Origin of the sequence: Saccharothrix sp. ST-888, from assembly GCF_000955975.1 — a bacterium.
Taxonomy (GTDB): Bacteria; Actinomycetota; Actinomycetes; order Streptomycetales; family Streptomycetaceae; genus Kitasatospora.
The window spans coordinates 1-358 of record NZ_JYJF01000565.1; the positions used below are offsets into that span (position 1 = coordinate 1).

Here is a 358-nt window from a genome sequence, read left to right on the forward strand (position 1 = left end):
CTACTTCGTCCGGGGACTGCTGGCCGGATCGGTCAAGGGGTGAGAGGTGTTCCGTCGTGGCCGTCGTGGCCGTCGTGGCCGTCGTGGCCGTCGTGGCCGGCGTGGCCGTCGGGGCAGTCTTGGTGCGGGCGGGGCGGTAGGCCGGGGGGGGGGCGGATGGGCGCGGCCTCCTCTCGGTAGACGTACCGCTGCTTGCCTTCTTCAGCCTGCAGCCCTACGTCGTCCGGGGGCTGCTCGCCGGATAGGCCATCGGGTAAGAGGTGTTGCTTCGTGGCAGCCGTGGCCGTCGTGATCTTGGTGTCCGTCTTGGCCGTCGTGGCCGTCGTGCCCGTCGCGATGCGTTCTGAGCGCAAGTCCG

General features: G+C 70.4%; 1 pseudogene. It reads right to left on the reverse strand.

What is annotated here, in order from left to right:
- Window positions 1–32: 32 nt before the first annotated feature.
- Window positions 33–358, reverse strand: a pseudogene (locus UK12_RS43985) (hypothetical protein); the annotation flags it as partial.